The sequence below is a fragment of the Nocardioides palaemonis genome (assembly GCF_018275325.1).
Lineage (GTDB): Bacteria > Actinomycetota > Actinomycetes > Propionibacteriales > Nocardioidaceae > Nocardioides > Nocardioides palaemonis.
In genome coordinates this window covers 145,633-169,434 of record NZ_JAGVQR010000004.1, presented here as the reverse complement: position 1 = coordinate 169,434, position 23,802 = coordinate 145,633, and the positions used below count along the sequence as shown (strand labels likewise).

The following is a 23,802-nucleotide window of genomic DNA, read 5'->3' as shown; positions in this document are numbered from 1 at the left end:
CGCGACATGGCTAAGACTTTCGAACGCAACGTGAAGGGCCTGCTGGGCACCAAGCTCGGCATGACCCAGCTCTGGGACGAGGACAACAAGGTCGTCCCCGTGACCGTCATCGCGGCGAGCACCAACGTCGTGACCCAGGTCCGCCAGCCCGAGGTGGACGGCTACAACGCCATCCAGGTCGGCTTCGGCGAGATCGAGGCGCGCAAGGTGAACTCCCCGGAGGCCGGTCACTTCACCAAGGCCGGGGTCACCCCCCGTCGCCACGTCGTGGAGATCCGCACCGCCGACGCCGCTGCCTACACCGTGGGCCAGGAGCTCGGGGTCGACACCTTCGCCGCCGGCGAGGAGATCGACGTCACCGGCACCAGCAAGGGCAAGGGCTTCGCCGGAACCATGAAGCGTCACGGCTTCTCCGGTGTCTCCGCCTCGCACGGTGCCCACCGCAACCACCGCAAGCCCGGTTCGATCGGCGCCTGCGCCACGCCGGGTCGCGTGTTCAAGGGCACCCGGATGTCGGGCCGCATGGGCAACGACACCGTGACCACCCAGAACCTGACGGTGCACGCCGTCGACGCCGAGAAGGGCCTCATCCTCGTGAAGGGCGCCGTTCCCGGCCCCAAGAACGGCCTCGTGGTCCTCCGCTCGGCCGCCAAGAAGACGCAGGAGGCCTGAGCATGGCTGTCAAGACCGTCAAGGTCGACCTCCCCGCCGAGATCTTCGACGTCGAGGTCAACATCCCCCTGATCCACCAGGTCGTCGTGGCCCAGCAGGCCGCTGCGCGCCAGGGCACCCACGCCACCAAGACCCGCGGCGAGGTCCGCGGTGGTGGCAAGAAGCCCTACAAGCAGAAGGGCACCGGCCGCGCCCGCCAGGGCTCGACCCGCGCCCCGCAGTTCGCCGGCGGTGGCACCGTCCACGGCCCGCAGCCGCGCGACTACTCCCAGCGCACCCCCAAGAAGATGAAGGCCGCCGCCCTGCGCGGTGCCCTCTCCGACCGGGCCCGCAACGACCGCGTCCACGTGGTCGACTCGCTGGTGTCGGGCGACAAGCCCTCCACCAAGGGTGCGCTCGCCGCGCTGACCTCGCTGACCGACCGCGTGGGCTACCTCGTGGTGCTCGAGCGCTCCGACGCGATCACCTGGCTCTCGCTGCGCAACGCGCCCGAGGTCCACATCGTCGCCGTCGACCAGCTCAACACCTACGACGTGCTGGCCGCTGACGACGTGGTCTTCACCAAGGGTGCCTACGACGTCTTCGTGGGTGGCTCGTCCGCCCCGGCCGCTGCGGCCGAGAAGCCGGCTGCTGCCACCGAGACCACCGAGGCCGCGGAGCTCCCGGCGGGCGCCAAGGCCCCGCTGAAGAGCGGCAAGAACCCGAAGGGCTTCGAGGTCCTCGGCAAGACGTCGGGCGTCTACCTCGTCGAGGGCGACGCCGACTACGACGCCGCCGGCGGCGACTTCTGGTTCAAGTCCGTCGAGGACGCCGAGGCTGCCGGCCTCACCCGTGCCGAGAAGGAGAGCGACAAGTGAGCACCCTGCACAAGGACCACCGCGACGTCCTGATCGCGCCGGTCGTGTCGGAGAAGAGCTACGGCCTGCTCGACGCCAACAAGTACACCTTCATCGTCCACCCGGACGCCAACAAGACCGAGATCAAGATCGCGGTCGAGAAGGTCTTCGACGTCAAGGTCACCTCGGTCAACACGATCAACCGCCAGGGCAAGACGCGTCGCACCCGCTACGGCATGGGCAAGCGCCCGAACACCAAGCGCGCGATCGTCAGCCTCGCCGAGGGTCACCGCATCGACATCTTCGGAGGTCCGGTCTCCTGACCGGGCTCGCTGAATAGGAACTGATATGGCTATCCGCAAGTACAAGCCGACCACGCCGGGCCGCCGCGGCTCGTCGGTGGCCGACTTCGTCGAGATCACCAGGTCGACGCCCGAGAAGTCGCTGACGCGTCCGCTGCCCAAGAACGGCGGCCGCAACAACCAGGGCCGCATCACCACCCGTCACAAGGGTGGCGGTCACAAGCGCGCCTACCGCATCATCGACTTCCGTCGCTACGACAAGGACGGCGTGCCGGCCAAGGTCGCTCACATCGAGTACGACCCCAACCGCACCGCCCGCATCGCGCTGCTGCACTACGCCGACGGCGAGAAGCGCTACATCATCGCGCCCAAGGGTCTGACCCAGGGCACCGCGGTGGAGTCGGGTCCCAACGCCGACATCAAGCCCGGCAACAACCTGCCGCTGCGCAACATCCCGGTCGGCTCGACCATCCACTGCGTGGAGCTGCGTCCGGGCGGCGGCGCCAAGATCGCCCGCTCGGCCGGCATGTCCGCCCAGCTGGTCGCCCGTGAGGGCAGCCGCGCGACGCTGCGCATGCCCTCGGGCGAGATGCGCTACGTCGACGTGCGCTGCCGCGCGACGATCGGCGAGGTCGGCAACGCCGAGCAGTCGAACATCAACTGGGGCAAGGCCGGCCGCATGCGGTGGAAGGGCGTCCGCCCGACCGTCCGCGGTGTCGTCATGAACCCGGTCGACCACCCGCACGGTGGTGGTGAGGGCAAGACCAGCGGTGGTCGCCACCCGGTCTCCCCCTGGGGCAAGCCCGAGGGCCGCACTCGCAAGAGCAAGGCCAGCGACTCCCAGATCATCCGTCGTCGCAAGTCCGGCAAGGGTAGGAAGTAACCGACATGCCTCGTAGCCTCAAGAAGGGCCCCTTCGTGGACGGCCACCTCCAGAAGAAGGTGGACGCCGAGAACGAGAAGGGCTCGCACAACGTCATCAAGACCTGGTCGCGCCGGTCGATGATCGTGCCCGACATGATCGGTCACACCATCGCCGTGCACGACGGTCGCAAGCACGTCCCCGTCTTCGTGACCGACTCGATGGTCGGCCACAAGCTCGGGGAGTTCGCACCGACCCGCACCTACCGCGGGCACGTCAAGGAAGACCGGAAGGGACGCCGTCGATGAGCACCACCGAGCGCAGCCGCACCAGTGCGCGCCGCGAGTCGCTGCTCGGCGACCAGCCGGGCGCGTTCGCCAGCGCACGCTACGTGCGGATCACCCCGATGAAGGCCCGCCGTGTCGTCGACATGGTCCGCGGCCTCCCCGTCGACGAGGCCCTCACCCTGCTGCAGTTCGCGCCGCAGGCCGCCTCCGAGACCGTCTACAAGGTGCTGGAGAGCGCCGTCGCCAACGCCGAGACCACCGAGGGCCTCAACCGGGCCGACCTGGTGCTCTCCGTCGCGATGGTCGACGAGGGCCCGACGATGAAGCGTTGGCGTCCGCGTGCCCAGGGCCGTGCGACCCGCATCAACAAGCGCACCAGCCACATCACCCTCGCGGTGCAGCCGGCTGACGCGCTGACCACGCAGGCCAAGAAGAACGGAAAGGGTGCCTGATGGGCCAGAAGATCAACCCGAACGGCTTCCGCCTGGGCATCTCCACCGACCACAAGAGCCGTTGGTACGCCGACAAGCTCTACAAGTCGTACGTCGGTGAGGACGTCGCGATCCGCAAGCTGCTCTCCAAGGGCATGGAGCGGGCCGGCATCGCCAAGGTCGAGATCGAGCGCACCCGTGACCGCGTCCGGGTGGACATCCACACCGCGCGTCCCGGCATCGTCATCGGTCGCCGCGGCGCCGAGGCGGACCGCATCCGCGGCGAGCTCGAGAAGCTCACCGGCAAGCAGGTCCAGCTCAACATCCTCGAGGTGAAGCAGCCCGAGGTCGACGCGCAGCTGGTCGCCCAGGGCGTCGCCGAGCAGCTCGCCGGCCGCGTGCAGTTCCGTCGTGCGATGCGCAAGGCCATGCAGACCTCGATGCGCTCGGGTGCCAAGGGCATCCGGATCCAGTGCTCGGGCCGCCTCAACGGCGCCGAGATGTCGCGCACCGAGTTCTACCGCGAGGGCCGCGTGCCCCTGCACACCCTGCGTGCCGACATCGACTACGGCTTCTACGAGGCCAAGACCACCTTCGGTCGCATCGGCGTGAAGGTCTGGATCTACAAGGGCGAGGTCGCCGGCACCCGTGCCGAGCGCCAGGCCCAGCAGGCCGCCCGCGCCGGTGCCCCCGGCCGCGGTGGTCGTCCCAACACCCGTGGCGGCGACCGTCCGAGCCGTGGCTCGCGCGGCGACCGCGCTCCTCGCGCCGAGGCCACCGCTGAGACCTCAGCTGCTCCGGCCGAGGCTGCTCCGAGCACCGGACAGGAGGCCTGACCTCATGTTGATGCCCCGTCGCGTCAAGCACCGCAAGCAGCACCACCCCAAGCGCCGTGGCGTTGCCAAGGGTGGCACCTCGCTGGCCTTCGGTGACTTCGGCATCCAGGCGGTCGAGGGTCACTACGTGACCAACCGGCAGATCGAGTCGGCCCGTATCGCCATGACCCGTCACATCAAGCGTGGCGGCAAGGTCTGGATCAACATCTACCCGGACCGCCCGCTGACCAAGAAGCCTGCCGAGACCCGCATGGGTTCCGGTAAGGGTTCCCCCGAGTGGTGGGTTGCCAACGTCAAGCCCGGCCGCGTCATGTTCGAACTCTCCGGCGTCGACGAGACCGTTGCCCGCGAGGCCATGCGCCGCGCGATGCACAAGCTCCCGATGAAGTGCCGGTTCATCTCCCGTGAGGCCGGTGAATTCTGATGGCTACCAAGCTGAACGCCCACGAGCTCGACGAGCTCAACGCCACCGACCTGGAGGCGAAGCTGCGCGAGGCCAAGGAGGAGCTGTTCAACCTCCGCTTCCAGGCGGCCACCGGCCAGCTGGAGAGCAACAGCCGGCTCCGCACGGTCAAGAAGGACATCGCCCGGATCTACACCGTGGTCCGTGAGCGCGAGCTCGGGATCCGCACCACCCCGGGCACGAACGAAGAGGCGAAGGCATGAGCGAGAACACTGCGACCCAGACTGGCGAGCGCAACCAGCGCAAGGTCCGCGAGGGCCTCGTCGTGAGCGACAAGATGGACAAGACCATCGTCGTCGCCGTCGAGGACCGCGTGAAGCACGCCCTCTACGGCAAGGTCCTGCGCAAGACGTCGCGCCTCAAGGCCCACGACGAGACCAACCAGTGCGGCATCGGCGACCGGGTCCTCATCATGGAGACCCGCCCGCTGTCCGCCACCAAGCGCTGGCGCCTCGTCGAGGTCCTCGAGAAGGCCAAGTGAGCACCCGGTGGGTCGGGCCCAGCCCGGCTCACCGGACCAGCACCACCCAGAACCCCACCAGTTCGGCCAGGCTCCAGCCCCGTGAGGGCGAGAGAACCAGCTCGACAACCAGGAGAAATCAATGATCCAGCAGGAGTCGCGACTCAAGGTCGCCGACAACACCGGTGCGAAGGAGATCCTCTGCATCCGTGTTCTCGGTGGCTCTGGGCGTCGCTACGCCGGCATCGGTGACGTCATCGTCGCCACCGTCAAGGACGCGATCCCCGGTGGCAACGTCAAGAAGGGCGACGTCGTCAAGGCCGTGGTCGTGCGCACCGTCAAGGAGCGTCGCCGCGCCGACGGTTCCTACATCCGCTTCGACGAGAACGCCGCCGTCATCCTCAAGAACGACGGCGAGCCCCGTGGCACGCGCATCTTCGGCCCCGTGGGCCGTGAGCTGCGCGAGAAGCGTTTCATGAAGATCATCTCGCTCGCCCCGGAGGTGCTGTGAGAGATGGGTAAGAACATGAACATCAAGAAGGGCGACACCGTCAAGGTGATCGCTGGCAAGGACAAGGGTGCCCAGGGCAAGGTCATCTCGGTCCTCCGCGAGGAGGAGCGCGTGATCGTCGAGGGCGTGAACCTCGTCAAGCGCCACACCAAGTCCGTGCAGCAGACCGGCACCACCGGCGGCATCATCACCCGCGAGGCCCCCATCCACGTCTCGAACGTGATGCTGGTCGAGGGTGACGGCGTCACCCGCGTCGGGTTCCGTCGCGACGAGGTCACCAAGCGCCGTCCCGACGGCTCGACCTACACCGCCAGCCGCTCGGTCCGCGTGTCCCGCAAGACCGGCAAGGAGATCTGAGATGGCCGAGACCACCTCCACGGAGATTCCGCGTCTCAAGGCGCGCTACCGCGAGGAGATCGTCCCCGCGCTGCGCTCCGAGTTCGAGATCGCCAACATCATGCAGGTCCCCGGCCTGACCAAGATCGTGGTCAACATGGGTGTCGGCGAGGCTGCTCGTGACTCCAAGCTGATCGAGGGCGCGATCCGCGACCTCACCGCGATCACCGGCCAGAAGCCGGCCGTGACCAAGGCCCGCAAGTCGATCGCGCAGTTCAAGCTGCGCGAGGGCATGCCGATCGGTGCGCACGTCACGCTGCGCGGCGACCGCATGTGGGAGTTCCTGGACCGCCTGCTGTCCCTGGCGCTGCCCCGCATCCGCGACTTCCGCGGCCTCTCGCCGAAGCAGTTCGACGGCCGTGGCAACTACACCTTCGGTCTCACCGAGCAGGTCATGTTCCACGAGATCAACCAGGACAAGATCGACCGGTCGCGCGGCATGGACATCACCGTCGTGACCACCGCCACCAACGACGACGAGGGCCGCGCGCTGCTCAAGCAGCTCGGCTTCCCGTTCAAGGAGAACTGACATGGCGAAGACTGCTCTGAAGGTCAAGGCCGCCCGCAAGCCGAAGTTCGCCGTCCGCGGCTACACCCGCTGCCAGCGCTGCGGCCGGCCGAAGGCCGTGTACCGCAAGTTCGGCCTGTGCCGCATCTGCCTGCGGGAGATGGCCCACCGCGGCGAGCTGCCCGGCGTCACCAAGTCTTCTTGGTAAGCACTTCTCCTGGTAATCACCTCTCTCAACACGTTGCAGGTCCGCAGGCCGTCGAGCCTGGGGAAACCACGACGAGAAAGAAACCCACATCATGACGATGACTGACCCGATCGCAGACATGCTCACGCGTCTGCGCAACGCCAACCAGGCGTACCACGACGTGGTGTCGATGCCTTACAGCAAGATGAAGGCCGGCCTCGCGGAGATCCTCAAGCAGGAGGGCTACATCACCTCCTACGACGTCACGGACAACACGTCCGCCGAGGGCGAGCCCGCCGTCGGCAAGACGCTGACCGTCACGCTGAAGTACGGCCGCAACCGGGAGCGCTCGATCGCCGGTGTCCGCCGCATCAGCAAGCCCGGCCTGCGCGTGTACGCCAAGCACACCAACCTGCCCAAGGTCCTCGGTGGCCTCGGCGTCGCGATCATCTCGACGTCGCAGGGCCTGCTGACCGACCGCCAGGCGAACCAGAAGGGCGTGGGCGGCGAAGTCCTCGCCTACGTCTGGTGACCCGGACCAACTGAGACCAGGAAGAGAGAGAAGCATGTCGCGCATTGGCAAGCTCCCCATCGCGGTCCCGTCCGGTGTCGACGTCGCGATCGACGAGTCGCTGGTGACCGTCAAGGGCCCCAAGGGCACCCTGTCGCACACCATCGCGGCGCCGATCACGGTCGCCAAGGGCGAGGACGGCGTCCTCGAGGTGCAGCGCCCGAACGACGAGCGCGAGAGCCGCTCGCTGCACGGCCTCACCCGCACGCTCATCAACAACATGGTGGTGGGTGTCACCGAGGGCTACGAGAAGAAGCTCGAGATCGTCGGCGTGGGCTACCGCGTCCTGCCGAAGGGCCCGACCCAGCTGGAGTTCCAGCTCGGGTACTCCCACCCGATCGTCTTCGACGCCCCCGAGGGCATCACCTTCACCGTCGAGGGCCCGACCAAGCTCGGCGTCGTCGGCATCGACAAGCAGCTCGTCGGCGAGGTCGCGGCCAAGATCCGCAAGCTGCGCAAGCCGGAGCCCTACAAGGGCAAGGGCGTCCGTTACGCCGGCGAGCACATCCGCCGCAAGGTCGGAAAGGCCGGTAAGTGACATGGCGATCTCGCTGAGCAACAACAAGCACACCGCGAACCGCGTCCGTGCCCGTCTGCGCCGCCAGGCGCGCGGTCGCAAGCGCATCAACGGCACCGCCGAGCGTCCGCGCCTGGTCGTCACCAAGTCGGCCAAGCACCTCTCGGTGCAGGTCGTCGACGACCTCGCCGGTGCGACGCTCGCCTACGCCTCCACCATGGAGGCCGACGTGCGCGGGACCGAGGGTGACAAGACCGCCAAGGCCAAGAAGGTCGGCGAGCTGGTGGCGTCGCGTGCCAAGGCCGCGGGGATCGAGGACGTCGTCTTCGACCGCGCCGGCAACAAGTACCACGGCCGCATCGCGGCCCTGGCCGACGCCGCCCGTGAGGGCGGCCTCCAGTTCTGATCGCCCACGCGAAGAATTCTGAAAGAGGAGAAAGTCTCATGAGCGGAGCCCAGCGCGGACAGCGCGGTGGCGAGCGCCAGGGTGGTGACCGTCGCGGACGCGACAACGGTCGCAACCAGGCTGACAAGACCGCCTACATCGAGCGCGTCGTGGCGATCAACCGGGTCGCCAAGGTCGTGAAGGGTGGTCGTCGCTTCAGCTTCACCGCCCTCGTGATCGTCGGCGACGGTGAGGGTCTGGTCGGCGTCGGCTACGGCAAGGCGAAGGAAGTTCCCGCGGCGATCGCCAAGGGTGTCGAGGAGGCCAAGAAGCACTTCTTCAAGGTCCCGCGCATCCAGGGCACCATCCCGCACCCGGTGCAGGGCGAGAAGGCCGCGGGCGTCGTCCTGCTGCGTCCCGCCGCCCCCGGTACCGGTGTGATCGCCGGTGGCCCGGTGCGTGCGGTGCTCGAGTGCGCCGGCATCCACGACGTGCTGAGCAAGTCGCTCGGCTCGTCCAACCAGATCAACATCGTCCACGCGACCGTCGAGGCGCTGCGGATGCTCGAGGAGCCCGAGGCCGTGGCTGCTCGCCGTGGCATGCGCGTCGAGGACGTCACCCCGGCCGCGCTGCTCAAGGCGCGCGCCGAGGGCCAGGTCGAGGCGACGGCGGGGGTGCAGCAGTAATGGCACAGCTCAAGGTCCAGCAGAAGCGCGGAACGGTCGGCCTCAAGGCCAACCAGCGCGAGACGCTGCGCTCGCTCGGTCTCAAGCGGATCGGCGACGTGGTCGTGAAGGAAGACCGCCCGGAGATCCGGGGCATGATCAACACCGTCCGTCACCTGGTGACGTTCGAGGAGGTGGAGTGACATGACGCTCAAGCTGCACCACTTGCGTCCCGCTCCGGGCGCCAAGACCGCCAAGACCCGCGTGGGTCGCGGTGAGGCGTCCAAGGGCAAGACGGCCGGCCGCGGTACCAAGGGCACCAAGGCGCGCTACCAGGTCCCGGTCGCCTTCGAGGGTGGCCAGATGCCGATCCACATGCGCCTGCCCAAGCTGAAGGGCTTCAAGAACCCCTTCCGCGTGGAGTTCCAGGTCGTCAACCTCGACCGTCTCGGCGAGCTGTTCCCCGACGGTGGCCAGGTCACCGTGGCGGACCTCGTCGCGAAGGGCGCGGTCCGCAAGGGCCAGCCCGTCAAGGTGCTCGGCCAGGGCGACATCTCGGTCGCCGTCCAGGTCAGCGTCGACGCGTTCTCGGCCTCCGCCAAGGAGAAGATCGAGGCTGCCGGCGGCACCGCGACCGTGGCCTGAGGCCACACATCAGCACCATCCGGTGAAGGCCTGGCCGCACAGTGGGAACTGTCGGCCGGGCCTTCGTCGTTCTCTACCTGTTTGATGGGGGGGAGCGGGCGCGGTCCGCGACTTGTTAGGCTTCCCCGGGCCCTTCGCCGCACACCGGTGGGGGTCTCTCGTCCGCCCGCCTGAACCAGGCAGGCACCCTTACGAAAGAGGAACCAGTGCTAGGCGCCTTCGCCAACGCTTTCCGGACGCCGGACCTGCGGAAGAAGCTTCTGTTCGTCCTGCTGATCGTCACGATCTTCCGGCTCGGCTCCCAGGTTCCCACCCCGGGCGTCCACGTCGCCAACGTCCAGGCCTGCATCAGCGACCTGGAGCAGGGCGGCCTCTACAGCCTGATCAACCTCTTCTCCGGAGGTGCGCTGCTCCAGCTCACCATCTTCGCGCTCGGGATCATGCCGTACATCACGGCCTCGATCATCCTGCAGCTGCTCGTCGTGGTGATCCCACGGCTCGAGGCGCTGAAGAAGGAGGGCCAGGCCGGCCAGACGAAGATCACGCAGTACACCCGGTACCTCACGCTCGGCCTCGCCGTGCTCCAGGCGACCGGCATCGTGGCGCTGGCCCGCAACAAGGCCCTCCTCCAGGGCTGCGACCGCGACCTGCTGCACGACGACGGCACCGGCACGTTCCTCGTCATGGTGGTCACCATGACCGCGGGCACCGCCGTCATCATGTGGCTCGGTGAGCTCATCACCGACCGCGGCATCGGCAACGGCATGTCGATCCTCATCTTCACCCAGGTCGTCGCGACCTTCCCCGCGTCGCTGTGGAGCGTGCAGACCTCCCAGGGCTGGATCACCTTCTCCATCGTGATGGTCGTCGGCCTGATCCTGGTCGCAGCCGTCATCTTCATCGAGCAGGCCCAGCGCCGCATCCCGGTGCAGTACGCCCGGCGGATGGTCGGGCGCAAGATGTTCGGCGGCAACTCGACCTACATCCCGCTGAAGGTCAACCAGGCCGGCATCATCCCGGTCATCTTCGCCTCCTCGCTGCTCTACCTGCCGGCGATGGCGGTGCAGTTCAACCCCGACAGCAAGAACCCCGTGCTCGACTTCATCGGCACCTACCTGGTCGGCGGCGACCACCCGCTCTACATGGCGGCGTACTTCCTGCTGATCATCTTCTTCACGTACTTCTACGTCTCGATCACCTTCAACCCTGTCGAGGTGGCGGACAACATGAAGAAGTACGGCGGCTTCATCCCCGGGATCCGGGCGGGCAAGCCGACCGAGGACTACCTGTCCTACGTCCTGTCCCGCATCACGTTCCCTGGAGCGCTCTACCTCGGCCTGATCTCGCTGGTCCCGCTCGTCGCGTTCGCGATGATCCAGGCCAACCAGAACTTCCCGTTCGGCGGCACCTCGATCCTGATCATGGTCGGCGTGGCCCTCGACACCGTGAAGCAGATCGAGAGCCAGCTCCAGCAGCGCAACTACGAAGGATTCCTCCGCTAATGCGTCTCATCCTCATGGGCCCGCCGGGAGCCGGCAAGGGCACCCAGGCCTCGTTCATCGCCCAGCACTTCGAGATCCCGGCGATCTCGACCGGCGACATCTTCCGGGCCAACGTCTCGCAAGGCACGCCGCTGGGCGTCGAGGCCAAGCGCTACATGGACGCCGGCGAGTACGTCCCCGACGAGGTCACCAACAAGATGGTGCGCAACCGCATCGACGAGGAGGACGCGAAGCCGGGCTTCCTGCTCGACGGCTACCCCCGCACCCTGGCGCAGGTGACCGAGCTCGACGGCATGATCGGCTTCACCGGTCACCGCCTCGACGCGGTCGTGGTGCTCACGGTCGACCCCGAGGAGCTCGTCCAGCGCCTGCTGCAGCGCGCGGTGACCGACGGGCGTGCCGACGACACCGAGGACGTCATCCGGCGCCGCCAGGAGGTCTACGCCGAGCAGACCGAGCCGCTGATCGAGGTCTACCGCGAGCGCGGGATCCTCGTCGAGGTCGACGGGATGGGCGAGGTCGACGACGTCACCAAGCGCATCTTCGCCGCTCTCGACGTCGTCCCGCAGAGCTGACCGGGGCAGGACACGCACGCATGGGCTTCCGCGACCGCGGCCTGGAGATCAAGACCCCCGAGCAGGTCGAGAAGATGCGGGTGGCCGGACGGCTCGTGGGGGAGACCCTCGAGCTGCTGCGGGCGGCGGTGCGCCCGGGCGTGACCACGCTCGAGCTCGACACGCTCGCGGAGACCCACATCCGCGACCACGGCGGCATCCCCTCGTTCAAGGGCTACAGCACCCCGCCGTTCCCGGCGACCATCTGTGCGTCGGTCAACGACGAGGTCGTCCACGGGATCCCCGGCCCGCGCGAGCTGGCCGAGGGTGACGTCATCTCCATCGACTGCGGCGCGATCGTCGAGGGGTGGCACGGCGACGCGGCCACGACCGTCCCGGTCGGCGAGGTCGCGGCGGACGTGCTCGAGCTGCTGCGGGTGACCGAGGAGTCGCTGTGGCGCGGCATGGCCGCCGCGCGGCTGGGCGGCCGGGTGACCGACATCAGCCACGCGATCGAGACCTATGTCCGCGCGCAGGGTCGCTACGGCATCCTCGAGGACTACACCGGCCACGGCATCGGCACCGAGATGCACATGGCCCCCAACGTGCCCAACTACGGTCGCAAGGGGCGCGGTCCGGTGATCGTGGAGGGCCTCGCGCTGGCGGTCGAGCCGATGGTCACCCTCGGCAGCAAGCACACGGACCTGCTCGAGGACGAGTGGACCGTCGCGACGGTCGACGGGTCGATGTCGGCCCACTTCGAGCACACGTTCACCGTCACGCCACAGGGCGCCTGGGTGCTGACCGCCGTCGACGGCGGTGCGGCGCGCCTCGCCGAGCTCGGCGTCCCATTCGGCGGACGCTGACCTCCGGTTTCGCTCCCGCCCTCCGGGGCGTGGAAGACTGGCCCGGTTGGAGGGGAGTATTCCCCAGGTGGTGGTGTCGTCAGCACGGCGCCCGCGCGAGCGGGGCCCGGTGCCACCGGCTCGCGTGACGCGGGTGGAAGAGACCTCCGGCGTCCGTGCCGTGCGCGGACACCGCCCCACCCTCACCCCTAGGAGCAGTACGTGGACGTCCCCACCTGGGTCTGGATCGTCACCGCCGTCGTGACGATCGCCGTGTTCACCTTCGACCTCGTCGTGATCGGCCGCAAGCCGCACGAGCCGAGCATGAAGGAGTGCGCGACCTACCTGTCGATCTACGTCGGGCTCGCGGTCCTCTTCGGGCTGGGTGTCTGGTGGACCTCCGGCGGCACGCCCGCGCTGGAGTTCTTCTCGGGCTGGCTGGTGGAGTACTCGCTCTCCATCGACAACCTGTTCATCTTCATCATCATCATGGCGAAGTTCGCGGTGCCCAAGGAGCTCCAGCAGTTCGCGCTGATGGTCGGCATCGTGATGGCGCTGGTCATGCGCGCGATCTTCATCGGCGTCGGCGCCACCGCGATCAACAACTTCAGCTGGGTCTTCTACCTCTTCGGCCTGTTCCTGGTCTACACCGCGGTCAAGCTCGCCAAGGAGGGCGCGGAGGACGAGGACGAGGAGTTCGAGGAGAACCGGGTCGTCGCGTTCATCGAGAAGCGGTTCCCGGCCACGTCGGAGTGGCACGGCGAGAAGTTCTTCGTGAAGGAGGGCGCCCAGCGGATGATCACCCCGATGTTCATCGTGATCATCACCCTCGGCACCACCGACCTGCTGTTCGCGCTCGACTCGATCCCGGCGATCTTCGGCATCACCAAGGAGCCCTACCTGGTCCTGACGGCGAACATCTTCGCCCTGATGGGCCTGCGCCAGCTCTACTTCCTCATCGGCGGCCTGCTCCAGCGCCTGATCTACCTGTCCTACGGCCTGGCGTTCCTGCTGGCCTTCATCGGCGTCAAGCTCATCCTCCACGCGATGCACGAGAACGAGCTGCCGTTCGTCAACGGCGGCGAGCACATCACCTGGGCGCCCGAGATCCCGATCTGGCTCTCGCTGGTCGTGATCCTCGCGACGCTGGCCGTCACCGCCGTGCTGTCGCTCTGGGCCTCGAGCCGGATGGACGCCCAGCAGCAGGACGCCGCCACCGGTCCCCGCCGGGACTGGGACGACGACTGACCGGTCCACCCCGCGACGCCACGACGCCTCCCTCGCAGCCGCGGGGGAGGCGTCGTCGTGCGTGGTGCCGGGGCGATCGAGTGGGTCAGGTGACGCACTGGCTGGCGCTGGGCGAGGAGTCCGAGCCCCGGGTCATCCGCAGGTCCAGGCAGATCGGGTCCGGGGTGCGGACCAGGAGCTGCTCCTTGGTGGTGGTGCCGTAGTCGTCGGTGTCGTCGCGGTGGTAGCTGAAGGCGTCGCCGTCCTGCATCTCGACGGGGGCGTTCCAGGTGAAGAGCACGCCCCGGGCCGTACGCCGCCCGGTGAGGGTGGGTGCCTTGGTCAGCTCGTCGGCCACCGGGTCGGACGGGGTGATCGAGGACGTCGGCACCTGCACGCCCGGGTCCTCGTCGCGCCCGCCGAGCACCAGGACGCCGACCACGACGGCGAGGACGGCTGCGCCGACGCCCGCCCAGACCAGCCCGGCAGGTCCGCGGGTCGCGTCCTCGTCGCCGGCCGGGGCCGGTGCGGGGTCCTGGGCTGCGATCCGGCGTGGTCCGCTCGCGGAGATCACGGTGACCGGCTTCATCGCGGTGGCGTCCTCGAGCGACTCGAGGACACCGGCGGCGTCCGGGGGCGCGACCGCGGCGTCGGGCCGGTCGCCCTCGACGGCGACCGCCGTGCGGGCCCAGCCGGCGGCGGACTCGATGCGCTGGAGGGCGCGGGCGAGCTCGAGCGCGCTGGCGGGCCGGTGCTCGGGCCGCTTGGCCAGGCACTGCTGGAGCAGCCGGTCGAGCGCGGGCGGCACGTCGGGGCGCTGCGTGGCCGGGGGCGCTGCGTGCAGGATGCGGGCGCTCAGCGCGCGGGTGGAGTTGTCGCCGGACGGGATGGAGAACGGCGAGCGCCCTACGAGCAGGTGCCAGATGGTGGCGCCGAGGGAGTAGACGTCGGAGGCGACCGACCCGTTGGAGCGGCCGTCGAGGAGCTCCGGGGGCGACCAGGGGTAGGAGATCCGGACGTCGTCGTCGCCCTCGACCTCGGCCATGTGGCCGGCGATGCCGAAGTCGGTCAGCGCCGGCTCGTGGTAGCTCGTGACGAGCACGTTGCTCGGCTTGATGTCGCGGTGCAGGATGCCAGAGCGGTGGGCGGTCTCGATCGCGCTCGCGAGCTTGATGCCCGTCGACACCGCGTCCATCGGTGACATCGGGTTGGAGCGCACCCGCACGCCGAGGTCCGGGGGCGGGCAGTAGCGCATCACCAGGAACGGGCGACCGCCCTCGGCGGTGACCCCCGCGGTGATCACCGAGACGATGTAGGGGTGGTCGGCGAGGCGGGCCATCGCGTTGGCCTCGGCCGTGAAGAGGTACTTCTCGCGGTCGGTGAGGGGCACATCGGGCCGCACGACCTTCACCGCGACGCGCTGGCGCGGCCACTGCTGCTCGTAGAGGAAGACGTCGGCGAACCCGCCGCTTCCCAGGTGCTCGACGAACGTGAACCCGGGGATGACCGGCGCGCTCACCGGGCGGCTGCTCCCGTCTCGAACCGGACGGCGTAGACGTGGGCCATGTCCAGGACCGTACCGGGGTCGAGCACGTACGCATCGCCCGGACGCATCCGCTGCGGCTCGCGACCCGGCGGCGCGATGGTGGTGCCACCCCGGCTGTCGAGGTCGCGCGCCACCACGTCCCACCCGTCGAGCTCGATCGACAGGTGGCGCCGGGAGACGAACGAGTGGTCCGCCGGCAGGTGCACGAGGTGCGGCCAGTCGGTGCTGCCCTCCGTCGGCGCCGGCTTGCGACCCAGCACGACGCCGCGGTCGAGCGGGACCACCTCGCCGGTCGGCAGACGCAGCCCGCCGAGCGAGGGGCGGTCGACGCGTCGGGGCTCCTGCGGCGCCACGCGCTGGTGGCACACCCGGCACTGCGGGGCGATCGGCGGGGTGAGGTGGCCCAGCGGGCAGCTCACGGCCAGCACGGTCGGCGCGGTGCTGTGGGTGAGGTGGGCGGGCCGCAGCGTGGTCGAGCCGTCGTGGTCGTCGAGAGCGTCGGCCGAGGCGTCGCCGGGGACGTCGTGGGGTGCCGACGGCGGCCGGATCGTGGTGTGGCTGCCCTCCTCGATCCGCTGCACCATGAGCGGGTCGGGCTCGGAGGTGTCGGTCAGCGAGCCGGTGTCCTCGACCGGTCGGCGCACGCGGGTGCGCGGCGGCGGGCCGTCCGGCCCGCGTGCGGCGAGGATCGCCGCCGGGATGCCGTCGATCAGCGCGGCCGCGGCGGGCGGAGCGGGGGTGGCCCGTGGCGTCGGCGGGGGAGCGGTCCGGGTGGACACGGGCTCGAGCTCGACCCGTGACGCCGCGACCACGCCGCCGACGAGGCGACGCAGCGGCGCGAGGTGGTCCGGGTCCGCGCCGTGGTCCAGGCTGAGCACCCGGCTGGCGCCCGCGAGCCGGACGTGGCCGGACCCGCGCGACATCGAGGTCGAGGCGCCCGAGGTGAAGTCGACCAGGGCCAGGCCGGGAGGCTCGCCGTCGAAGGCCTTCTCGACGATCGCGAGGACGCGCTCGGCCACTCCGGCGCCCGACGGGACGGCCAGGCTGAGGGCCTCCCAGAGCTCCTGGACGACCTGCTCGTCGCCGGGGTCGGTGAGCAGCACCCAGTGCGCACCGCTGCCCACCAGCACGCCGCCCCCGCTGGCGTACCGCGCTTCCACGATCAACGTCGGCTCCCCTCGTACACGCCCACGGACCCATCATCACCCATGGTCCGGTGTCCGCGCACGCGGTGGTGACTTGTCTGATCCTTGACCGTCTACATACCCTCCATGCGGGATGCCTGCGGCGGGCGTGGGGTCATCCAGGGGTGTAGGGGGATACACGTGGCGCGAGGCTCCTTCGTGCGTCGACACCGGGCGGGCATCGCCTCCGGTGCTGCCCTCGCGCTCGCCCTGAGCGGCATCCTGGTCTACGTCGTGACCGCCGAGGGCTACAAGTCCCACGAGGCGGAGCTCAACGACGGGGGCGTCTGGGTCGTCAACGGCAAGAAGGGCTGGTCGGGACGTCTGAACAAGCCGATCGACCAGCTCGACGGCGTGGTGCCCACCCAGGACGGCAAGACCCGGCTCGACGTGGTCCAGGACGGGGCCGCCGTGGTGACGGTCAACCTCGACGCGAGCCGCGGCCAGGCCATCGAGACGACCCGCCTCGAGGCGCAGGACGGAGGGTCCGCGGCCATCCCCACCGGCGGCCAGGTCGCCATGGGCGGCGGGACGCTGGCCAGCGCGGACCCCGACAGCGGGAAGGTCTGGGCGGTCCGCTACGACAGCCAGGTCGGCGCGCCGCTGATGAGCGTGGTCGACCGCCAGGCCGACGCGCTCGCCGAGGCCGGGAAGGGAGCGGTCCTCGCGGTCAGCCTGGACGGCACCATCACGACTGCGTCGGCGGCCGACGACACCCTCACCACGATCGAGCCTGCCGGGGCGGCGTTCGGCAAGCCCGCGACCACCGACCTGCCGTCGGAGGCGGGCGAGGTCTCGCAGGTGACGACCGTGGGCGAGCGCGTCGTCACCCTCGACGCGGAGTCCGGCCGGCTGACGGTCGTCGGCGGCGCGTCCGCGAGCGTGACCGCCGGGAGCGTGCTCCAGCAGCCCGGGCCGGACGCCGGATCGGTGCTCGTCGGCACGCCCGAGGCCCTGCTGTCGGTCGACCTCGCCAGCGGCGACACCACGACGGTCGCCTCCGCCGGCGGCATCCCGGTCGCGCCGGTCCGCCTCGGGGCCTGCGTGTTCGGCGCCTGGTCCGGCGGGGTGGGCTCGTTCGCCCGCCAGTGCGGGTCCTCGGAGGTCCGGGCCGACACGCTCGGCGGCGACGCGAGCAGCCTCGCCTACCGGGTCAACCGCGGCGAGATCGTGCTCAACGACGCCCTCACCGGCACGGTCTGGGACGTCGACCGCGAGGACGCGCGGCGCATCGACAACTGGGAGGCCTTCACCTCCAAGAAGAAGAACGACGACGACGAGGACGAGAACGACAACCAGACGGACGCCGACCGTCGCCCGCCGCAGGCGAAGCCCGACTCCTACGGTGTCCGTGCCGGACGCACGACCGTCCTGCACCCGCTGGACAACGACTCCGCGCCCGAGGGCCGCCTGCTCAGCATCGTCGACGTCGAGCAGCCCAGCGGCGACGCGCGCGTCGAGATCAGCCCGGACGGCCAGACCCTGGTGCTGCAGATGCCCGAGGAGGGCCGCGACGCCTCGTTCGAGTACTTCATCGACGACGGCCGCGACGGGGTGTCGGCCCACGCCCGGGTGGACGTGGCGGTCCGCGGGGACGGCGAGAACGAGGCGCCGACGCAGCGGGCGGGCTACGAGAAGCCCACCTACAAGGTGCCCGACGGCGGCTCCCTCGCCGTGCCCGTGCTGGCGGACTGGCGCGACGACAGCGACGGCGACACGCTGCTGCTCGACTCCGCCGTCGCCGTCGGCGGGGAGGAGTCCGGCGCGCAGGCGCGCACCACCCCGGACGGCCGGATCCGCTTCACCGCCCCGATCTCGGCCGAGGGCGGCGGCTCCCTCGTCCGCGTCGACTACGCCGTCACCGACGGACGCTCCGCCCCGGTCAAGAAGTCGATCAGCTTCCAGGTGCAGGCACGCGACGACCAGAGCTCGTTCGCCCCGAAGGCGGAGCCCGACGTGGTGCGCGGCGAGGTCGGCAAGCCGATCAAGATCCGCCCGCTGCTCAACGACCTGCCCGGCTCGGACCCCACCAGCCCGGACGCCGACCTCGCCCTCGCGGCCAAGGTGCCGCCGCAGGAGGGGCTCAAGATCGTCTCCGACGTCGACGCCGGCGTGGTCACGGTCACCGGGGAGCGGGCCGGGACCTACTTCCTGTCCTACGACGCGGGCTACGGCAACGCGGACCTCGACCAGGGCGCCATCCGGGTCGACGTGAAGCCGAGGCCGCGACGCACGGCCGAGCCGATCGCGATGCCGGACACCCTGACGATCTACGGGCAGGCACCCGGCATCGTCGACGTGCTGGCCAACGACCTCGACCCGGCCGGTGGCTTGCTGGCGGTGCAGAACGCGACGGCGGACCGTCCCGGCCAGCTCGACGTGGCGATCGTCGACGGACGCTGGCTGCGCCTGTCCGCGGTGCAGCCCGAGCTGCTGCCCGCGACGCAGACCGTGTCCTACACGATCAGCAACGGCGCCGACTCCGGCGTGCGTGGCGAGGTCGTGGTCACCCAGCGGGCCGCACCGGCGGACAACACCCCCGTGACGGTCGCCGACAAGGCGATCGTCCGCGCGGGCTCGTCGGTCTCGGTGCCGGTGCTCGACAACGACGTGTCCCCGTCCGGTGACCGGCTCACGCTGCTCCAGGACCTCGCCACCGGCGGGCCCAGCGGCCAGCTCGACGTCGTCGCACCCGTCGACTTCACCGGCGACAAGGGCCAGGCGTTCACCTCCGGCCGTCTGGTTCGCTTCGTCGCGCCCGACACGATCACCGAGCGTGAGTCGTTCAGCGTCACCTACGTCGCGCAGAACCTCGACGGCAAGCGGGCGCCGGGCACCGTGCGGGTCACCGTCGTCCCGAAGGACGAGGGCAACGACCCGCCCGAGCCCCCCACCCTGGAGTCGCGGGTGATCGGTGGCGACGAGGTCAAGATCCGCGTCCCGGGCGCCGGGGTCGACCGCAACGGCGACCCGGTCACCGTCACTGGCATCACCTCGGCCCCGCGGCTCGGCCGGATCGTGTCCTACGGCGGCAACTTCCTGCAGTACCAGGCCTACCCCCGCGCCACCGGCACCGACGAGTTCAGCTATTCCGTCGTCGACTCCCGGGGGGCGTTCGCGACCGGGACCGCGCGGGTCGTGGTGGTCGACGCCGGCGAGCCGCAGCGGCCCCTCGCGGTGGAGGACCGGCTCACCGTCGAGCCCGGGCGCACGGCGACGTTCGACCCGCTCGCCAACGACTTCGTCGCGGCCGGCGACACCCCGGTGGTCAAGCTCGTCGACGCGCCGGAGGGCGTGCAGCTCGACCCGAGGACGAACCTCGTCACGGTGCCGGCTCCCGACGACCTCACCGAGCCGCCGGTGACGGTCGTCTACACCGTCGGCAACGGGATCACCGAGTCGCGCAGCACCATGACGCTCTCGACCGCGAAGGACTTCAACAACCCGCCGGTCGTCTACGACGCGTTCGGCAGCGCGCGGGAGAGCGGCAGCGTCGTCGTCGACGTGCTCGAGGGTGCCTACGACCCCGACGGCCCGGTCGACGGGCTCGAGGTCAGCGACGTGCTGGGCGACCAGTCGGCCCGCGTCGTCGACGAAGTCCAGGTCCGGGCGAACCGGGGAGCCGAGCCCAAGGTGCTCCCGTTCGTCGTGCGCGACTCCGACGGCGGCACCGCGTCCGCCTCGGTCTACGTGCCCCCCACGGGCAACGGGCTGCCCTTCGTCGTCGACGGCGCGCTCGTCGAGCTCGACGAGGGCGGCGACGTCACGGGCTCGCTCGGCGACTACGTGTCCGCCCCGGGCGACGCCGAGGTCCGGCTCGCGTCCGGGCGCGGGTCCTGGTCGGCGTCCCCGTCGCCGCTGTCGGTCGACCCGCAGGGCGACAGCGGCTTCCGCCTGTCGGCGGCACCCGGCTTCCGCGGCCCCGGTGCCCTGCTGGTCGAGGTCACCTCGGCGACCGACAGCAGCGGCAACGAGGACTCGACCACCACCTCCGACGGCGCCACCGTCCTGCTGTCGATCCCGGTGCAGGTGGGCGACGACCGCCCCGAGCTCACCTGCCCGAGCTCCCCGATCCCGATCTCGGCCGGCGGTCAGGTCGACCTCGACATCGCGAGCTACTGCACGGTGTTCACGCTCGACCCGCGCGACGCCGCGGGACTGGACTACTCCGCGGAGTGGGACCAGTCGCTCGACGGGCTCGGCCTGGGCGCGCCCGACGGATCGGTGGTCCGGGTCAGCGCCGACGAGACCGCGACGGAGGGCGGGGAGGCCGTCCTCACCGTGCGCGCGGGCGACAGCAACACCCAGCAGGTGCGCTTCCAGCTCGACCAGGCCCCGCCACCCCGGCTCTCGCCGATCAAGGTGGAGACGATGGAGGCCGGCACCTCCCGCACCATCGACGTGTCCACCTTCCTGACCTCGGGCGTGTCCGACCCGTCGCCGACCATCGTGTCGGTGGAGAACGTCGGCAACCCGGCGGTCCGGGCCAGCAGCGACGGCAGCCGGCTCACGCTCACCGCGGCGGAGGACGCGCGGGGCGCGCAGGCACGGTTCCGGCTGGTCGTCAGCGACGTGGACCGGTCCTCGCCGCCGGCCTCGCGACGGGCCGAGGGCCTCATCCAGTTCCAGGTGATCGGCACCCCGTCGGCGCCCGGCGCACCCCTCACGTTCCCGCTGTCCGACGAGGCGGGCACGGTCAAGATGGGCTGGCGGGCGCCGGACGACGACGGAGGCGCGCCGATCCTCTACTACCAGGTGCGCGAGGACAGGTCGGGCGACGTCCAGCGGTGCGCGACCAACAACCAGTGCGTCTTCCGCGGGGTGAAGATCGGCGCCCGCTACAGCTTCCAGGTCCGTGCGGCGAACCGCGTCGGCGAGGGCGAGTGGAGCGAGCTGTCGAAGTCCGCGAAGGCCGACACCAAGCCCGGACGCGTGCGTGACATCACGATGGTCGAGCGCGGCGACGGCACCATCACGATCGGCTGGAAGCCACCGGACACCGACACCTCGAAGATCGAGAAGTACGAGATCACCGGCGGCGGCGGGACCGTCGAGGTGCCGGGCAACGTGCTGAGCGCACCGATCGGTGGCCTCGACAACAACAAGCAGTACCTGTTCACCGTCCGGGCGAAGAACGACGTCGGGTGGTCCGACGGACGACAGTCCGCTGCGATGCAGCCCCTCGGCACCCCGCCGCAGCCGGCTGCGCCGGCCGTGACCGACCTGATCAGCGGCGCCAACCAGACCTCGGTGCGGATCAGCTGGGGCGAGGTGTCGCCCGAGGGACCCGGGCCGACCGTCTACACCGTGACCTACTCCACGGGCGGCGCCGAGGTCGCGGTGCCGGGGTGCCAGAAGACGCCCAACCTGACCTGCACCCACTCGGGACTGTCCTACGACGGGGCGACCTACACCTACCGGGTCACCGCCGCCAACGTCGGCAACCGCTCGCCCGCCAGCCAGGGCACGTCGGTGTCCCTGGTCGGCCGACCGGCACCGTGGAGCGACTGGTCGGTGGTGCCGACAGGGACCAGCCAGGAGCTGCGGCTGACCTACACCGTGCCGGACGCCCGCGGCAGCGTGAGCAACGTCGACGTCCTCGTCAACGGCGTGGCCCGGTCGTTCCCCAACCAGACGGGGCAGAACACGGTGACCGTGTCCACGCCGGGCAACGACACCCCCTCCAATGTCGAGCTCCGTGTCTGCAACGAGAAGGCGCCCGCCGGCTGCACGCTGAGCGGCGTCAAGCAGGCCCAGAGCTACGGCCCGCTCGGTGACGCGATCAGCGAGATCCGGCCCGTGGTCAACGGCAAGAACATCTACTGGGTGATCTCCGGAACCGCGAACGGCGCACCGGTCTCGGTGCGCTACGACCTCGACGGCGATGGCGAGCAGCCGATCACGACCCAGCCCGGCGTCAGCGGCCGGTTCAGCGTCCAGACCAAGACGTACACCACGCAGAACTACAACCAGGACGTCCGCCTCAGCGTGGCGGTCTTCGACCCGGTGCGTGCGGGCCGGGGCGAGGACTCGGGCGACAACCGGACCAAGTCCGGCCTGCCGCCGGCCCCCGCGGTCAGCATCGCGCGCGGCCAGCTCTGCGGTGACGGGCCGGACACCACGCGCCCCTGCAAGACCTCGGCGCTGTCGCCGGCGTGCAACCTCAACAGCTGCAGCACGATCAGGCTGGCCACCGAGGGCTTCCTGGAGAACTACGACTGCACGGTGAGCGGCGCAGTGCTGAACCCTCAGAGCGGCAATCCGGGCCGGCAGACCTCCAACCACCCGGGAGGCGGCTTCGAGACCGCGTGGTATGCACCGGGCGGCACCGTGACGGTCACGTGCACCGACACGACGGGGCTGCAGACGGGCACCTCCACGGTCACGTGGCAGCCCAGCGAGCAATGACCACGACACCAGCCCAGCGAGGAGCAGCATGACCATCAGCCAGGAACAGGCCGAGTGGTTCCAGTCCACCTTCGACCAGCTCACCGAGAACATGGAGAAGGCCGTCCTCGGCAAGCGGCACGTCGTGCGGCTGGCGCTCACCTGCCTGCTCTCCGAGGGCCACATCCTGCTCGAGGACTTCCCCGGCACCGGCAAGACGATGCTCGCCCGCGCGCTCGCCAACACGGTGCAGGGCAGCCACGCCCGGATCCAGTTCACGCCCGACCTGCTGCCCTCGGACGTCACCGGCGTGACGGTCTACGACCAGCACAAGGGCACCTTCGAGTTCCACCCCGGGCCGATCTTCCACACCATCGTGCTCGCCGACGAGATCAACCGCGCGTCGCCGAAGACGCAGTCGGCGCTGCTCGAGGTGATGGAGGAGGGGCGCGTCACCGTCGACGGCGTCGCGCACCCCGTGGGCAAGCCGTTCCTCGTCATCGCCACCCAGAACCCGATCGAGCAGGCCGGCACCTACCGGCTGCCCGAGGCGCAGCTCGACCGCTTCCTGATGAAGACCTCCGTCGGCTACCCCGACCGCCAGGCGACCGTCGAGCTGCTCAACAACGCCGCGGTCCGCGACCGCGCCGCGCTGGTGACCCCGGTGATCACGGCGGCGACGATCGCCCAGATGAGCGGCCTGGCCGACGACGTCTACGTCGACCCGGCGGTCATCGGCTACGTCGCGGAGCTGGCCGAGGAGTCCCGCCGCCAGCCGCACGTCAAGCTCGGCCTCTCCGCCCGCGGCTGCCTGGCCTTCGTCCGCGTCGCCAAGACGTGGGCAGCTGCGGACGGCCGTGACCACGTGGTCCCCGACGACATCAAGGACCTCGCCGAGCCGGTGCTCGCGCACCGCCTGCTGCTCGACGCCGAGGCGCAGTTCAGCGGCGTCGACGTGCAGACCGTCATCGCCCGGCTGCTCGACGCCGTCGCGCCCCCGACCGACCGCGTGGGGATCTGACG

The 23,802-nt window shown here is 70.1% G+C and carries 28 protein-coding genes; 26 read left to right on the top strand and 2 right to left on the bottom strand.

Annotated elements, in window-relative coordinates:
• The first annotated feature begins 6 nt into the window (after positions 1-6).
• The 24 genes from rplC (at position 7) to KDN32_RS16395 (ending at position 13,683) form a co-directional block, all read left to right on the top strand.
• Complete coding sequence (gene rplC / locus KDN32_RS16510; RefSeq protein WP_211733365.1) at positions 7-672, top strand: 50S ribosomal protein L3; 666 nt, start codon at positions 7-9, stop codon at positions 670-672.
• A 2-nt stretch (positions 673-674) separates the two neighbouring features.
• Positions 675-1,529 (top strand): 50S ribosomal protein L4, sunset domain variant, encoded by an 855-nt coding sequence (rplD, locus tag KDN32_RS16505; RefSeq protein WP_211733364.1) that lies wholly within the window; start codon positions 675-677, stop codon positions 1,527-1,529.
• Positions 1,526-1,831 (top strand): 50S ribosomal protein L23, encoded by a 306-nt coding sequence (gene rplW, locus KDN32_RS16500; RefSeq protein WP_056599661.1) that lies wholly within the window; start codon positions 1,526-1,528, stop codon positions 1,829-1,831. Before rplD ends, rplW begins: the two co-directional genes overlap by 4 nt.
• A 25-nt stretch (positions 1,832-1,856) precedes the next feature.
• Positions 1,857-2,693, top strand: a complete 837-nt coding sequence (gene rplB, locus KDN32_RS16495; RefSeq protein WP_211733363.1) for a 50S ribosomal protein L2 — start codon at positions 1,857-1,859, stop codon at positions 2,691-2,693.
• Positions 2,694-2,698: 5 nt separating this feature from the next.
• Positions 2,699-2,980 (top strand): 30S ribosomal protein S19, encoded by a 282-nt coding sequence (rpsS, locus tag KDN32_RS16490; RefSeq protein WP_056906592.1) that lies wholly within the window; start codon positions 2,699-2,701, stop codon positions 2,978-2,980.
• Positions 2,977-3,411 (top strand): 50S ribosomal protein L22, encoded by a 435-nt coding sequence (gene rplV, locus KDN32_RS16485; RefSeq protein ID WP_211733362.1) that lies wholly within the window; start codon positions 2,977-2,979, stop codon positions 3,409-3,411. The genes rpsS and rplV overlap by 4 nt, the downstream gene beginning before the upstream one ends.
• The gene (gene rpsC, locus KDN32_RS16480; protein WP_211733361.1) at positions 3,411-4,226 is read left to right on the top strand and encodes a 30S ribosomal protein S3; all 816 of its coding nucleotides are present in this window, start codon (positions 3,411-3,413) and stop codon (positions 4,224-4,226) included. The genes rplV and rpsC overlap by 1 nt, the downstream gene beginning before the upstream one ends.
• 4 nt (positions 4,227-4,230) lie before the next feature.
• Positions 4,231-4,650, top strand: coding sequence for a 50S ribosomal protein L16 (gene rplP, locus KDN32_RS16475; protein ID WP_179619738.1), 420 nt, complete (start codon positions 4,231-4,233; stop codon positions 4,648-4,650).
• Entirely contained in the window at positions 4,650-4,892 is a 243-nt protein-coding gene (gene rpmC / locus KDN32_RS16470) for a 50S ribosomal protein L29 (RefSeq protein ID WP_211733360.1), read from the top strand. The genes rplP and rpmC overlap by 1 nt, the downstream gene beginning before the upstream one ends.
• Complete coding sequence (gene rpsQ, locus KDN32_RS16465) at positions 4,889-5,170, top strand: 30S ribosomal protein S17 (RefSeq protein WP_211733359.1); 282 nt, start codon at positions 4,889-4,891, stop codon at positions 5,168-5,170. Before rpmC ends, rpsQ begins: the two co-directional genes overlap by 4 nt.
• Before the next feature lie 121 nt (positions 5,171-5,291).
• Positions 5,292-5,660 carry a 50S ribosomal protein L14 gene (gene rplN, locus KDN32_RS16460; protein ID WP_056599693.1) on the top strand — a complete coding sequence of 123 codons (369 nt, stop codon included), beginning with the start codon at positions 5,292-5,294 and terminating at the stop codon, positions 5,658-5,660.
• 3 nt (positions 5,661-5,663) lie between these two features.
• The gene (gene rplX / locus KDN32_RS16455) at positions 5,664-6,017 is read left to right on the top strand and encodes a 50S ribosomal protein L24 (protein ID WP_211733358.1); all 354 of its coding nucleotides are present in this window, start codon (positions 5,664-5,666) and stop codon (positions 6,015-6,017) included.
• A 1-nt stretch (position 6,018) separates the two neighbouring features.
• Positions 6,019-6,585 carry a 50S ribosomal protein L5 gene (gene rplE / locus KDN32_RS16450; protein ID WP_211733357.1) on the top strand — a complete coding sequence of 189 codons (567 nt, stop codon included), beginning with the start codon at positions 6,019-6,021 and terminating at the stop codon, positions 6,583-6,585.
• 1 nt (position 6,586) lies between these two features.
• Entirely contained in the window at positions 6,587-6,772 is a 186-nt protein-coding gene (locus KDN32_RS16445; protein ID WP_011757321.1) for a type Z 30S ribosomal protein S14, read from the top strand.
• Between the two features lie 91 nt (positions 6,773-6,863).
• Positions 6,864-7,283: a 30S ribosomal protein S8 gene (gene rpsH, locus KDN32_RS16440; protein ID WP_211733356.1), complete on the top strand. Its 420-nt coding sequence runs from the start codon at positions 6,864-6,866 to the stop codon at positions 7,281-7,283.
• 34 nt (positions 7,284-7,317) lie between these two features.
• On the top strand, positions 7,318-7,860 hold the full coding sequence (rplF, locus tag KDN32_RS16435) for a 50S ribosomal protein L6 (RefSeq protein WP_211733355.1): 543 nt from the start codon (positions 7,318-7,320) through the stop codon (positions 7,858-7,860).
• Between the two features lies 1 nt (position 7,861).
• The gene (gene rplR, locus KDN32_RS16430; protein WP_211733354.1) at positions 7,862-8,245 is read left to right on the top strand and encodes a 50S ribosomal protein L18; all 384 of its coding nucleotides are present in this window, start codon (positions 7,862-7,864) and stop codon (positions 8,243-8,245) included.
• A 38-nt stretch (positions 8,246-8,283) separates the two neighbouring features.
• Positions 8,284-8,910, top strand: a complete 627-nt coding sequence (gene rpsE, locus KDN32_RS16425; protein ID WP_211733353.1) for a 30S ribosomal protein S5 — start codon at positions 8,284-8,286, stop codon at positions 8,908-8,910.
• Positions 8,910-9,092 carry a 50S ribosomal protein L30 gene (rpmD, locus tag KDN32_RS16420; protein ID WP_090969275.1) on the top strand — a complete coding sequence of 61 codons (183 nt, stop codon included), beginning with the start codon at positions 8,910-8,912 and terminating at the stop codon, positions 9,090-9,092. The genes rpsE and rpmD overlap by 1 nt, the downstream gene beginning before the upstream one ends.
• Position 9,093: 1 nt before the next feature.
• Complete coding sequence (gene rplO / locus KDN32_RS16415) at positions 9,094-9,534, top strand: 50S ribosomal protein L15 (RefSeq protein ID WP_211733352.1); 441 nt, start codon at positions 9,094-9,096, stop codon at positions 9,532-9,534.
• Between the two features lie 206 nt (positions 9,535-9,740).
• Complete coding sequence (gene secY / locus KDN32_RS16410) at positions 9,741-11,036, top strand: preprotein translocase subunit SecY (RefSeq protein ID WP_211733351.1); 1,296 nt, start codon at positions 9,741-9,743, stop codon at positions 11,034-11,036.
• Complete coding sequence (locus KDN32_RS16405) at positions 11,036-11,611, top strand: adenylate kinase (protein ID WP_211733350.1); 576 nt, start codon at positions 11,036-11,038, stop codon at positions 11,609-11,611. Before secY ends, KDN32_RS16405 begins: the two co-directional genes overlap by 1 nt.
• A gap of 20 nt (positions 11,612-11,631) precedes the next feature.
• Complete coding sequence (gene map, locus KDN32_RS16400; protein ID WP_211733349.1) at positions 11,632-12,456, top strand: type I methionyl aminopeptidase; 825 nt, start codon at positions 11,632-11,634, stop codon at positions 12,454-12,456.
• A 201-nt stretch (positions 12,457-12,657) separates the two neighbouring features.
• Complete coding sequence (locus KDN32_RS16395; protein WP_211733348.1) at positions 12,658-13,683, top strand: TerC family protein; 1,026 nt, start codon at positions 12,658-12,660, stop codon at positions 13,681-13,683.
• 85 nt (positions 13,684-13,768) lie between these two features.
• On the opposite strand, the gene KDN32_RS16390 is transcribed toward KDN32_RS16395, so the two are convergent.
• Both KDN32_RS16390 and KDN32_RS23405 read right to left on the bottom strand, forming a co-directional pair.
• Entirely contained in the window at positions 13,769-15,181 is a 1,413-nt protein-coding gene (locus KDN32_RS16390) for a serine/threonine-protein kinase (protein ID WP_211733347.1), read from the bottom strand.
• The gene (locus tag KDN32_RS23405) at positions 15,178-16,368 is read right to left on the bottom strand and encodes an FHA domain-containing protein (protein WP_211733346.1); all 1,191 of its coding nucleotides are present in this window, start codon (positions 16,366-16,368) and stop codon (positions 15,178-15,180) included. Before KDN32_RS23405 ends, KDN32_RS16390 begins: the two co-directional genes overlap by 4 nt.
• A 183-nt stretch (positions 16,369-16,551) precedes the next feature.
• Here KDN32_RS23405 and KDN32_RS16380 point away from each other — a divergent pair, with 183 nt between their 5' ends.
• Both KDN32_RS16380 and KDN32_RS16375 read left to right on the top strand, forming a co-directional pair.
• Complete coding sequence (locus tag KDN32_RS16380) at positions 16,552-22,800, top strand: Ig-like domain-containing protein (protein ID WP_211733345.1); 6,249 nt, start codon at positions 16,552-16,554, stop codon at positions 22,798-22,800.
• A gap of 28 nt (positions 22,801-22,828) precedes the next feature.
• On the top strand, positions 22,829-23,800 hold the full coding sequence (locus KDN32_RS16375) for an AAA family ATPase (RefSeq protein ID WP_211733344.1): 972 nt from the start codon (positions 22,829-22,831) through the stop codon (positions 23,798-23,800).
• Positions 23,801-23,802 lie beyond the last annotated feature (2 nt).